The 10,286-nt window shown below is 69.3% G+C and carries 12 protein-coding genes and 1 pseudogene; 3 read left to right on the forward strand and 10 right to left on the reverse strand.

What is annotated here, in order from left to right; translation table 11 throughout:
- Positions 1-13: 13 nt before the first annotated feature.
- The 3 genes from ACH413_RS01900 to ACH413_RS01910 form a co-directional block, all read right to left on the reverse strand.
- Positions 14-445 (reverse strand): hypothetical protein, encoded by a 432-nt coding sequence (locus ACH413_RS01900; RefSeq protein WP_360029735.1) that lies wholly within the window; start codon positions 443-445, stop codon positions 14-16.
- A 95-nt stretch (positions 446-540) separates the two neighbouring features.
- The gene (locus ACH413_RS01905) at positions 541-1,026 is read right to left on the reverse strand and encodes a universal stress protein (protein ID WP_360029736.1); all 486 of its coding nucleotides are present in this window, start codon (positions 1,024-1,026) and stop codon (positions 541-543) included.
- Between the two features lie 13 nt (positions 1,027-1,039).
- The gene (locus tag ACH413_RS01910; protein WP_360030362.1) at positions 1,040-2,563 is read right to left on the reverse strand and encodes an MDR family MFS transporter; all 1,524 of its coding nucleotides are present in this window, start codon (positions 2,561-2,563) and stop codon (positions 1,040-1,042) included.
- Positions 2,564-2,666: 103 nt separating this feature from the next.
- Here ACH413_RS01910 and ACH413_RS01915 point away from each other — a divergent pair, with 103 nt between their 5' ends.
- Positions 2,667-3,248 (forward strand): helix-turn-helix domain-containing protein, encoded by a 582-nt coding sequence (locus tag ACH413_RS01915; protein WP_360029738.1) that lies wholly within the window; start codon positions 2,667-2,669, stop codon positions 3,246-3,248.
- Here the strand turns inward: ACH413_RS01915 and ACH413_RS01920 are convergent.
- Positions 3,236-3,826 carry a short chain dehydrogenase gene (locus tag ACH413_RS01920; protein WP_360029739.1) on the reverse strand — a complete coding sequence of 197 codons (591 nt, stop codon included), beginning with the start codon at positions 3,824-3,826 and terminating at the stop codon, positions 3,236-3,238. The genes ACH413_RS01915 and ACH413_RS01920 overlap by 13 nt on opposite strands.
- A 69-nt stretch (positions 3,827-3,895) precedes the next feature.
- Between ACH413_RS01920 and ACH413_RS01925 the strand changes: the two are divergent.
- Positions 3,896-4,675, forward strand: a pseudogene (locus ACH413_RS01925) (LysR family transcriptional regulator); the annotation flags it as partial.
- Here the strand turns inward: ACH413_RS01925 and ACH413_RS01930 are convergent.
- Positions 4,656-6,311, reverse strand: a complete 1,656-nt coding sequence (locus ACH413_RS01930) for a helix-turn-helix domain-containing protein (protein ID WP_360029740.1) — start codon at positions 6,309-6,311, stop codon at positions 4,656-4,658. The pseudogene ACH413_RS01925 and the gene ACH413_RS01930 overlap by 20 nt on opposite strands.
- Positions 6,312-6,514: 203 nt before the next feature.
- Between ACH413_RS01930 and ACH413_RS01935 the strand changes: the two genes are divergently transcribed.
- On the forward strand, positions 6,515-7,450 hold the full coding sequence (locus ACH413_RS01935; RefSeq protein ID WP_360029741.1) for a hypothetical protein: 936 nt from the start codon (positions 6,515-6,517) through the stop codon (positions 7,448-7,450).
- A 59-nt stretch (positions 7,451-7,509) separates the two neighbouring features.
- On the opposite strand, the gene ACH413_RS01940 is transcribed toward ACH413_RS01935, so the two are convergent.
- From ACH413_RS01940 to ACH413_RS01960, 5 genes are read right to left on the reverse strand one after another with little or no spacing between them, the layout of a single operon-like run.
- Entirely contained in the window at positions 7,510-7,956 is a 447-nt protein-coding gene (locus tag ACH413_RS01940) for a hypothetical protein (RefSeq protein WP_360029742.1), read from the reverse strand.
- Positions 7,953-8,453 carry a hypothetical protein gene (locus ACH413_RS01945; RefSeq protein WP_360029743.1) on the reverse strand — a complete coding sequence of 167 codons (501 nt, stop codon included), beginning with the start codon at positions 8,451-8,453 and terminating at the stop codon, positions 7,953-7,955. Before ACH413_RS01945 ends, ACH413_RS01940 begins: the two co-directional genes overlap by 4 nt.
- Positions 8,446-8,946: a hypothetical protein gene (locus tag ACH413_RS01950; protein ID WP_360029744.1), complete on the reverse strand. Its 501-nt coding sequence runs from the start codon at positions 8,944-8,946 to the stop codon at positions 8,446-8,448. Before ACH413_RS01950 ends, ACH413_RS01945 begins: the two co-directional genes overlap by 8 nt.
- Positions 8,943-9,266 (reverse strand): hypothetical protein, encoded by a 324-nt coding sequence (locus ACH413_RS01955; RefSeq protein ID WP_360029745.1) that lies wholly within the window; start codon positions 9,264-9,266, stop codon positions 8,943-8,945. The genes ACH413_RS01950 and ACH413_RS01955 overlap by 4 nt, the downstream gene beginning before the upstream one ends.
- Before the next feature lie 12 nt (positions 9,267-9,278).
- Positions 9,279-10,112: a hypothetical protein gene (locus tag ACH413_RS01960; RefSeq protein ID WP_360029746.1), complete on the reverse strand. Its 834-nt coding sequence runs from the start codon at positions 10,110-10,112 to the stop codon at positions 9,279-9,281.
- Positions 10,113-10,286 lie beyond the last annotated feature (174 nt).

A 10,286-nucleotide genomic window follows, 5' to 3' on the forward strand; every position in this document is an offset into this window, starting at 1 on the left:
GTGACCCCCTGCCTCAGCGCAGGTCGTACCTCATGAACACCCTGGAGGGAAACGGCTTGCCCGCGCCGTCGCGCAGCTCCAGCAGCACGCGGTCGGCACCACCGGTGATCTTCGCGTCCAGCGGGATGTTGATGGGGTGGTCCTTGTCGCACTGCGGGCTGGTGCTCCCGACGTCGAGCACCTTCTCCGTGTCACCCGGCTGCTTGTCGATGGTCCAGGCGTAGAGCGTGCGGCAGCCGACGAAGTGCCCGGTGCCGATGACGCTCGCCGACTGGTTGTAGAAGGTGACCTTGCCGGTCACGTAGGTCGCGCCGAACTTGAGATGGCTCATCTCGATGTCGGCGTAGGGGTAGTCGGTGGCCGACGCGGCGGGTGCCGCGCCGAACACCACGCCCGCGACGGCGGCGAGAGCGGTGACCCCGGCGGCCAGTCTGGTCTTGAGCATGTCGTGCGACTCCTTGAGCTGTGGTTCAGAACTACAGCTCGAAGAGTCGCGTCACGACCATGCGGGATTCTTGCAGGAGATCTGCAATGCCCAGGTCAGGGCACCACGAGCACCGGCCAGTGCCCCAGCTTGATCAGCCGCGTCGCCACCGACCCCGCGAACCGGTGCCCCGCCTGCTGCGACGCCCCGACGATCACCATGTCGGCCTGGCACTGGTCCGCCGAGTCGCGCAGCACCGTGCACGGGTCGCCGAACGCCTTGACGAACGTCACCGGCACGTCGAGCTCCTCGGCGAACGACCGGACCTGGTCGCTCAGCTCGGCGTGCAGGCGCGCCGTCGCCTCGTGCTCGAAGACGGAGGCGACGGCGGGGCTCAGTGCCGCCAGGGACGAGTGGCACGCCACGAACGTGACGACCAGTCGTGCTCCCTGGCGGCGGGCCAGGCCGAACGCGGACGCCGTCGCGCGCATCGCGGTGTCGGAGCCGTCGATTCCCACCAGGATGGTCCTGGACGACGGCAGGGGAGCGGGTCCGAAGGAGTCCACTGTGGACTCGAAGGCGTTGTTCAGGCCGGCGCTCATGGTTCCCCCTCGGTTATCGCGCGACCGCTGAGTCTGCTTCCTTCTTCTCGAGATCGATCGTCGTGCGCAACGTGATCGGCTTGAGCAGCAGTGCCGCGATGATGCCGACCACGCCGACCGCGGCGGAGATCAGGAAGATGTGCGCCGTCGCGTCGCCGTAGACGGTGTGCACGATCGTCTGGACCTCGGGCGGCAGGGCGGAGAGGTTCAACGCGCTGGTGCTGCCGGTCGACTGGCCCGCCGGCACGTGCAGTGCGGCGGAGAGGTCGGCCGTGACGCGGTTGGCGAGGACGGCGCCGAGCACCGAGACGCCGATGGTGCCGCCCAGCGAGCGGAAGAACGTGACGGACGCGCTCGCGGCGCCCAGTTCGCTCAGCGGGACGCTGTTCTGCACCGCCAGCACGAGGTTCTGCATCGTCATGCCGACGCCGATGCCCACGACGGCCATCGCGACGCCGACGATCCACAGCGCGGTGGCGTGGTCGACGAAGCCCAGGCCGAGGAAGCCCAGCACCAGGATGATCGTGCCCGACACGATGTACGGCTTGATCCTGCCGGTGCGGCTGATCATGCGGCCGGAGATCGTGGACGACACCAGCACGCCCGCCATCAGCGGAATGGTCAGCAGGCCCGCCTCGGTGGGCGAGTAGCCGCGGCCGATCTGGAAGTACTGGCCGAGGAACACCGCGCCGCCGAACATCGCCATGCCCACCGAGAGGCTCGCGATGATCGCCAGGGCGGGCGTTCGCTGGACCACGATGTGCAGTGGCACAACGGGTTCCTTCACGCGCAGCTCCACCGCGATGGCGGCCCCGAGGAGCACGAGCCCGGCGCCGACCATGGCCCCGGTCTGCCACGAGATCCAGTCGAACGAGTTGCCGACGAACGACACCCAGATCAGCAGCACGCTCACGCCCGCGGCGATCAGCGTCGCGCCCAGGTAGTCGATCTTCACGTTCTCGCGCCGCACGGTCTCCAGCTTCAGCGTCGCCTGCAGCACGACGAACGCCAGCGCGGCGATCGGCACGGCGACCCAGAAGCACCAGCGCCAGCCGAGCCACGACACGTCGACGATCAGGCCGCCCAGCAGCGGGCCGCCGACCGTGGCGACGGCCATGACCGCGCCGAGGTAACCGTTGTAGCGGCCGCGTTCGCGCGGCGGGATGATCGCGGCGATCACGACCTGCACCAGTGCCTGCAGGCCGCCGACGCCGAGGCCCTGGAACGCGCGGGCGGCGATGAGCTGCCCGGTGTCCTGCGCGAAGCCGGCGAGCAGCGAGCCGACCACGAAGATCACGATCGCGGCCTGGACCAGCGTCTTCTTGTTGAACAGGTCGGCGAGCCTGCCCCAGAGCGGGGTAGTGGCCGTCGCCGTGAGCAGGGTGGCCGTGACCACCCAGGTGTAACTCGTCTGCGTGCCGTTCAGCGAGCCGATGATCCGCGGCAGCGCGGTGGACACCACCGTGGAGCTGACCATGGCCACGAACAGCGCGAGCAGCAGTCCGGACAGCGACTCCAGCACCTGCCGGTGCCCCATCGCCTGAGTCTCGATCTTCACATCCCGCCCCTTCGTCACCCTAATTCTTGCGCGTCGTGCAAATTTGCGCAATGAGCAACTTACACCCGCTACGCTGAACGCCATGGAGACCCTCACCACTCGGCGCGAGCTCAAGAAGGCGGAGACCAGACGGTCGCTGGCCGGGGCGGCGTTGCGGCTGGCGATGGAGCACGGCCTCGACGGGGTGACGGTCGAGGACATCGCGGACGCGGCGGGGGTCTCGCGCAGGACGTTCTCCAACTACTTCGCCAGCAAGGAAGAGGCCGTTCTCGACTCCGACCGCGAGCGGTTCAGGGCGCTGGTCTCGCTGGTCGGGGCCCGGCCCGGGGACGAGGGGGCCTGGCAGGCCCTGCGCGCGTCGACCGCGGAGCTCTACCGCGACCGGCCGCTCCCGGACGTCGAGTGGATGGCCCAGCTGCGACTGCTGCGCCGGCATCCGTCACTGATCGCACGCCAGGCAGGCGACCAGGTCGCGCTCGAACGCGACCTGACCGCCGTTCTGGTGCTGCGCGAACCGGACGAGGAGATCGCCCGGCTGATGGCGGCGACGTTCCTCGCCACGATCCGCACCGGCATCGCGCTGTGGCTCGAGGGTGCGGGCGAGCAGCGACTGCCCGATCTCGTGGACCGTCTGCTCAGTCGCGTGCAGGTTCAGAGCACGTAGACCTGCCCGGTCTGCCGTCCCTCGATCGAGCGGACGTACGCCTGCGCCACGTCGGCCAGCGGCACGGGCTTCATGCCGGGGAAGTAGTCGCCGTACGCGTCGAGCGCCTCGGTGAAGACGGTCGGGCTGACGGCGTTGACGCGCTGCGGCGCGATCTCGATGGCCGCGGCCCGCACGAACGCCTCCACCGCGCCGTTGACCAGCGAGGCCGCCGCCCCGGTGACGATCGGTTCGCGCGCCAGCACGCCGGTGATCAGCGTGAACGACTCGGTGACGTGCGCCAGGCCTTCGCGGACCAGCGCGACCTGGGAGAGGACCTTGCCGGTCAGTCCGGCCTGGTAGTCCTCGATCGTCAGCTCGCCGAACGGCTTGAACGGCACGTGCCCGGCGGCCGACGCGACGGCGTCCACCTGCCCCACGGTCTGGTAGAGATCGGCCACCTGGGCCGGGTCGGTCACGTCGTACTGCAGGTCGCCTCCGGTGCGGGAGACGGTCACGACGTCGTGCTTGCGTTCGGTCAGCACCTCGTGCACCGCGGTGCCCAGCTTGCCGGTGGCTCCTACGAGCAAAATCCTCATGCCCTCGACGCTATGGCTGCTTCGAGCACGAGTGAAATGCCGTTCGTGCAGCACTTATGATCGGTGGTTATGAATGTCGAGCTGCGTCACCTGCGAGCGCTCGCCGCGATCGGCGACCACCGTTCGATCACCGCGGCCGCGCAGGCGTTGCACGTCACGCAGCCCGCTCTCTCGCGCACGCTGGAGCAGTTGGAACGGCGTCTGGGCGTGCGCCTGGTGGAACGCACGACCCGTCACGTCGCGCTGACCGAACCGGGCCAACGGCTGTGGGAGCACAGCCACCGCATCCTCACCTCGCTGGACACGGCACTGGCCGAGGCCGTGAGGCCCCAGCCGCTCCGGCTCACCTTCGCCTGGGCCGCGCTCGGCGAGTACACCATCCCGTTCCTGCGGGAGTGGCGCGCCGAACACCCGGACGTGCTCGTGCACATCCGCCGCTCCGACGACCCGGAGGCGGCGCTGCGGCGCGGCGAGGCGGACGTGGCCGTCCTGCGCACCGAACCGGCCGGCGCGGACATCGACCACGTGGCGTTGCTCGACGAACCCCGCGTGGCGGCCGTCGCGGACGATCACCCGCTGGCGGCCCGCGACGCCCTGCTGCTCGCCGATCTGGCGGGCGAGTGCGTGGCGGTGTGCGAGACGGCGGCGACGACCGGGGCCGAGCTCTGGCCGTCCGGGGCGCGCCCGCGCACCGTCGACGTGCCCGGCGTCGTCGAGTGGCTGACGTCGATCGCGACCGGCGCGACGGTCGGCGTCACGGCGGCCGGCAGCAGCCACCACAACCCGCACCCCGGCGTCACCTACCTGCCGCTGGCCGACGCCGAGCCGATCACCGTCCGCCTGGCGTGGCCGGCACCCGCGGCGCATCCGTCGACCGAGGCGTTCGTCGCACTGGCGCGGCGCCGTCTGGCCGCCACAGCCGCAGCTGCAGCATCGCCGCGAATCGCGCGTCCGGATCGCTGAGGTCGATCTCCCCGACCTCCGACAACCGTCGCAGCCGATAGCGGAACGTGTTGGGGTGCACGAAAACGGCGGCCGAGGCGGCCACGACGTCCCCGAAGGCGTCGAGCCAAGCGCCGAGCGTCTCCACGAGGTTGCCGCTGTGCTTGCGGTCGTAGGCGATCAACCGCGCGACGGGACCGGTCAGCGTGTCCCCGCGTTCGGCGATCAGGTCCGACAGCTCCAGCAACAACCCCTCACTGTGCACATCGGACACTCGCGCCACCCCGAGTGCGGCCCGCCCGGCCCGCAACACCCGCAGCACGAGATCGGCACCGGCCCGCGACCGCGACAGCGTGAGGCCGTCGGACACCTCGCCGACGCCCACCAGCACGTGGTGCCCGATGCGGTTGCGGAAGTCCGTGGCGATCCGCAGCGCCCGGTCCTCGGACTCGGCGGGCAGGATCGCGTAGGCGACGTCGCCGATCAACGCGGCGGCGGCGCGCGGGTGCACCGCTGTCAGGTGCATCGCGAGCGCGTCGGCGACCTGCTGGCGTTCGGCCAGCAGCCGGGCGTGCGCGGCCGGGTCGTCACCGTGCGAGTGGGCCAATGCCAACGCCAGCACCACGCAAGCCTGGTCGGCCAGCCCGAGCCGCCGCACCGCCTCCGCCGCCCCCTGACCACCCTCGACGGCGGTCGAGACCAGGTCCGCGCGCAACCGGCGTTCGACGTCGGCGCCCGCGCGCTGGCGCATCATGTGCAGCGCCACGAGCTTGGCCGCGTCGCCGAACGCGGCGGACCTGTCCGGGGACAGCGGCCCGCGCACGGCGGCCCAGATCGAGCCGAGGAACTCGTCGCCCGCGCGCACCGCCACGGCGAGGCGGGGCAGGCACAGCGACCCGTCGTCGGCGAGCAGCCCCTCGATGTAGACGGCCTGATCGCTGCGGTAGAGCCGCTGGAACACCCCGCGCTCCTCCAGCATCCGCGTGTAGCGCACCGGGACCTTCCTGCCCAGGATCGTCTCGACGCGCGACGGATCCGCCTCGTCCTGCCGCCCCGAGAACGCGAGCACCCGCGAACTGCGGTCCTCGATCGTCACCGGGGCGCTGATCAGCGACGCCACCGCGTTGGCCAGGGCGAACAGGTCCCCGGCCGGCACGCCGCCGAGCGTCTCGGACGGGTCGACCTCACCCTCGGCCAGCAGCGACCGCAGCATCGCGGCGAGCTGCGTCCACGACGCGCCCGGCGCCAGGCCGAGCAGGACGACACCGGACCGGTCGACGGCCTGGGCGATCTCGTCCGTGACCACGACCGGCCCCCGCACGACGAGCGCCGCGGCCCCGTCCAGCATCCCGAGGATCTCCGCCGGGTCCCGGACGCCGACACCCAGCACCAACGCGGACGGCGGCAGCGCCTGGTCGTCGTCGGGGTCGTGGATCACCACCCCGCCCACGTCGGTGGCACGGCTCGGATCACCACGCACGAGGTCGATCAGCGTGGTGCCGAGGTCGTCCAGCACGCGGGCGAGGCCTGTTCGCGGACTCATGTCCACCACCCTGCCAACCGTCTACAGCGGAATCCAGTGAGGGTTCAACGAGTGAAGTCTACTGGCGCACCAGCGTGTTCAGGCTGGTCAGGTGCCCTTCAGTGGCTCCGGGTGTCGAAGCGTTCGCGCAAATCGGGAGCAGCGCGAGAGACGCGCGGGCGGTCACGGCTGCACAATTGCTTGACGAGCGGAAGGTTGAAGGCGTGACCTCAACGGAACAAGAGGGCTGGGCGGATCTCCCCGCGTGGCGTGAGCTCCTTCCCGGGCAGCGAGCCGACCTCTGGGTGCTCGACGTCGCCACGGGGGAGTCCGAGCTCGTTCTGAGCAGCACCGAACGGCTGATCGAAGCCCCGCAGTTCCATCCGGCCGGCCGGCATCTGGTGGTCAACGGGGACGGGGTGCTGCTGCGGGTCGATCTGCAGGGGGACCGCACGCCGACGGTGGTGCCAGTGACCGGGCTGCCACCGGTCAACAACGATCATGTCGTCACACCGGACGGCCTGTGGCACATCGTGTCCGCTGTGGACGGTCATCTCCACCGGGTGCCGTGGAACGGTGGTGAGGCCGTGCGCGTGACGGTCGACAAGGAGCCGGAGCGGTGTTTCCGGCACTTCCTGCACGGCATCTCGCCGGATGGCCGCCGCCTCACCTACGTCGGGGTGGAGATGGCGGACGGCGACGAGTGGGGGCGTCGTGCCGTGTGGACTCTCGATCTCGGCACGGGAGCCGAGGTGCGGGTCGGTGACGGCTACTCGCCCGCCGACGGACCGGAGTTCTCGCCTGACGGGACGGCGTTGTACTTCAACTCCGAGTTCCGGTCGACGAGCGAAGGCCACGCCCAGTTGTTCCGGCGGGACGAGGTGTCCGGGACGGTCGAACAGCTGACCGGTGACGAGCGGGTCAACTGGTTCCCGCATCCGTCGCCCGACGGCGCCCACGTCGCGTACCTGAGCTATCCGGCCGGAACCGTCGGACACCCGGCCGACCTGCCCGTCGAGCTTCGGCTGCTGACGTTGCCGCGGTCGGCTCCACGAACCCTCGTCGCTCTGCGGGGAGGGCAGGGAACGATCAACGTCAACAGCTGGTCCCCGGACTCCCGCCGCATCGCCTACGTCGAGTACCCGATCAGCGTGCGATAGACGCGGGGCCCGCCACCATCGCGGTGACGGGCCCCGTGTTCGTGCACCGGAACTGCTGTCTAGACCGGTTCGAGCAGTGCGGAGATCCGGGCGACCCGGCCGTTCGCGCCGAACTCGAAGTGCAGGTAGCGGTTGTTGACCTCGTACCGGTCGAAGCTCGGACCGCTGCGTTCCGGGCTGCCCAGGAACGCCGTGACCTCGTCGCGAGTGGCGGTGGCGGAGAGCCCCCGCACCAGCTCGCCGGGACGCGGGTACTCGCCGTAGGTCTCGTCCTCGGAATCCGGCTGGGTCCGCACCATCACCGAGGCCAGGACGTCGTCCTCGAAGAGCAGTTCCGTACCGGCCTCCTTGAAGACGAAGTACGTGGACTTCTCGCCGTCGAAGTCGTACTCGCTGACCTCCATCTGGGGGCCGACCAGGACGATCGCGTCGAGGATGCGGCTGTCACCCTGGCGGTGGCCCAGGACGTCGAGCAGCACGGTGATCTCACCGGAGACCGTGGTCATATGCCCTTCTTTCGGTTCTCGGCTTTGATCTTGTCCAAGGCCGCGTCGACGTCCTTGGCCGAGTAGCCGTGAGCGAGGAGGTTCTTGCGGGTCGTAGCGTAGTCCCTGTTCGCGGCCTTGCTGAGGTCCGCCGCGTCGTCCTCGATCTGCTTCTTCGTGTTCTTGCCGCGAAAGGTGTCGCTCTTGGCGTGGACGTCTTTCGGGACCTCGATCGCGTTCGCCTTGTTGTGCAGGGCGTCGGCCTCTTGCTTGGTCAGTTTGCGGCCGAGCCGCTTCTCCTCGGCACGCTTGAGCGCCGCCGACGACGGGATGTGGTCGTGCTCCAGGTTGTCGCCGACCTTCTCGCGCTTCTTGAGGTTGGCGTACGAGTCGACGTCGAGCGCCTGAACGTTGTTGCCGGCCGGGCGCTTCGCCGTGCGCAGCTTCGTGCCGATGGGGTTGAAGACCCCGGCGTTGGTGATGGTCCTGTTCGCCTTGGGCTTCTTGACCTTAGGCATTGAGCACCTGGCTGATGGCGAGATCGATCGCCTGGTCGAGGAGGATCGAGGTGATCTCCTTGAAGATGGGGATCTCCAGCAGCGAGGCGCCGAACGTCGGGACCGCGGTGGCGATGGCCTGGGCGATCTGGACGGCGAGCATGACCAGCTGCACGACGACGGCGATCTTGAGCGCGACCACGACACCCGCGCAGACGTAGAGGCCGGCACCGATCAGCGACGAGGCGGTGGCGCCGTCCTCGAGGTTCTTCTTCGGTGCCTCCTCGTCGGTCCAGAACGCCTTGAAGCCGTCGATGGCCGCGCCCCTGTTCGCGCTCAGCACCTGCTGGGCGTGCTCCTCGGCGGCGGCCGCGGCGGGGCCGAGCCGGTCGGCGAAGTCCGACCAGAGACCGCCGAGGTCGAAGAGCTTGCCCTCGTCGCTCTCCGGCCAGTTGAAGCCCAGGGTGTTGAGCAGCCCGGACAGTTCCGGGGGCAGCATCATGCCGGTCGTCATGCCTGTTCCTCCAACAGCTGCTGGAACGTGCCCTGGTTGGCGCTCTCCACGGCCGAGTAGTCGTCGGCCATGCCCTGGAGGTTCTGGCCGATCTCCGCGAGACCGTCGGCGTTGTCCTCGAACGACTCGAACGCGGCCTCGGAGACGATCTGGTAGATCGTGCCCAGCGCCGAGCCGAGCTCGTCGCCGCCGAACGCGCCGGTCAGACCTTCGACCTGGCTGCGGAACGCGGCGACGTCACTCGTCAGGGAGTCGCCGGTCCCCAGGATCTCCTTCGCGGATCCGCCGATCATCTCGGCGGACACTTCCATCCCGGACATCGTTGTCACTCCCTAGTCGACGGTGCGCATGATCGAGGTGAGGTTGGTCGTGTAGGCGCGCAGGTGCTGCATGCTCTGCTCGCGGACCTTTTCTGCTTGTTCACTGACCGCCTGCAACGCGGCGACGTCCAGCGCGGGTCTGTCCGCCGCGGCGGACAGGCGTTCCCACTCGTCGATCGCGGTGTTGACCGCCTGGATCACCGCCTGCGTCAGTTGCGCGGGCGGGTACTGCAACGCGACGACCGTCAGCGACAAGGCATCGACCTGGCCGCTGGTAACGGCGGCGTTGACCTCGTTGTCGTCGTCATGGCCCTCACCGACGACCATCGGCGCCGGATCCGCCGACAGCGCCGACTGGGTGGAAGTCACCACGTCCATCGCGTCCTGGAACAGGTGGCCGACGTACTGGGGCGTGCTGTCACCGCTGATACCGGTCTTCGCCATCGACGCCTCGAGCAGGCCCTGAATCCGGCGCAACGCCTCGCCACCCTGCCGGGTGAAGTCCGCGAGCTGCTGACCCAGCGCGGCGAGGTCGGGGCCTGGATCACCGGCGCCGGGAGTGTCGATCAACGACTGCTCCAAGGCGGTGTTGATGGCCTCTCTCATCGGCTTCGACACGGCACCGGGCGGCTGCGTGAGCAGATCCGGGTGGATGTCGAGCCAGATGATCCGGCGGTCCCGCACCACAACACTCACGCCCGGCGCCGTGGCGACCGAGTCCTCGAGCTCGTACGGCTCCGGTGCCGGCGGCATGTACCCCGCTCTCGCCAACGCCAGCCGATGGTGCTGCTCAGCGAGCCGGGCCTCGTAGTTCTGGCTTCCGTCCGCCCTGTCGCCCTCTGTCATGGAATACCTCCCTGTTTCGGAGAGTAGCAACATGATCACGAGGTGATGACTCGAAGGGCGGAATGCTGTCCGTCAAACGGGACCAGTTGATACGGAGAGTAGATATATCCGTAGTTGATTAATCCGAATAGGGGACGTGGGATTCGAAATGCAGTAGTGCGCAAGATGACCGGA

It is taken from the genome of Lentzea sp. NPDC020367, from assembly GCF_044387305.1.
GTDB lineage: Bacteria > Actinomycetota > Actinomycetes > Mycobacteriales > Pseudonocardiaceae > Lentzea.

What these genes read in the sequence shown, in the direction of transcription:
- ACH413_RS01900 (WP_360029735.1), bottom strand. Translation starts at nt 445, where the DNA reads ATGCTCAAGACCAGACTGGCCGCCGGGGTCACCGCTCTCGCCGCCGTC.
- ACH413_RS01905 (WP_360029736.1), bottom strand. Translation starts at nt 1,026, where the DNA reads ATGAGCGCCGGCCTGAACAACGCCTTCGAGTCCACAGTGGACTCCTTC.
- ACH413_RS01910 (WP_360030362.1), bottom strand. Translation starts at nt 2,563, where the DNA reads ATGGGGCACCGGCAGGTGCTGGAGTCGCTGTCCGGACTGCTGCTCGCG.
- ACH413_RS01915 (WP_360029738.1), top strand. Translation starts at nt 2,667, where the DNA reads ATGGAGACCCTCACCACTCGGCGCGAGCTCAAGAAGGCGGAGACCAGA.
- ACH413_RS01920 (WP_360029739.1), bottom strand. Translation starts at nt 3,826, where the DNA reads ATGAGGATTTTGCTCGTAGGAGCCACCGGCAAGCTGGGCACCGCGGTG.
- ACH413_RS01930 (WP_360029740.1), bottom strand. Translation starts at nt 6,311, where the DNA reads ATGAGTCCGCGAACAGGCCTCGCCCGCGTGCTGGACGACCTCGGCACC.
- ACH413_RS01940 (WP_360029742.1), bottom strand. Translation starts at nt 7,956, where the DNA reads ATGACCACGGTCTCCGGTGAGATCACCGTGCTGCTCGACGTCCTGGGC.
- ACH413_RS01945 (WP_360029743.1), bottom strand. Translation starts at nt 8,453, where the DNA reads ATGCCTAAGGTCAAGAAGCCCAAGGCGAACAGGACCATCACCAACGCC.
- ACH413_RS01950 (WP_360029744.1), bottom strand. Translation starts at nt 8,946, where the DNA reads ATGACGACCGGCATGATGCTGCCCCCGGAACTGTCCGGGCTGCTCAAC.
- ACH413_RS01955 (WP_360029745.1), bottom strand. Translation starts at nt 9,266, where the DNA reads ATGTCCGGGATGGAAGTGTCCGCCGAGATGATCGGCGGATCCGCGAAG.
- ACH413_RS01960 (WP_360029746.1), bottom strand. Translation starts at nt 10,112, where the DNA reads ATGACAGAGGGCGACAGGGCGGACGGAAGCCAGAACTACGAGGCCCGG.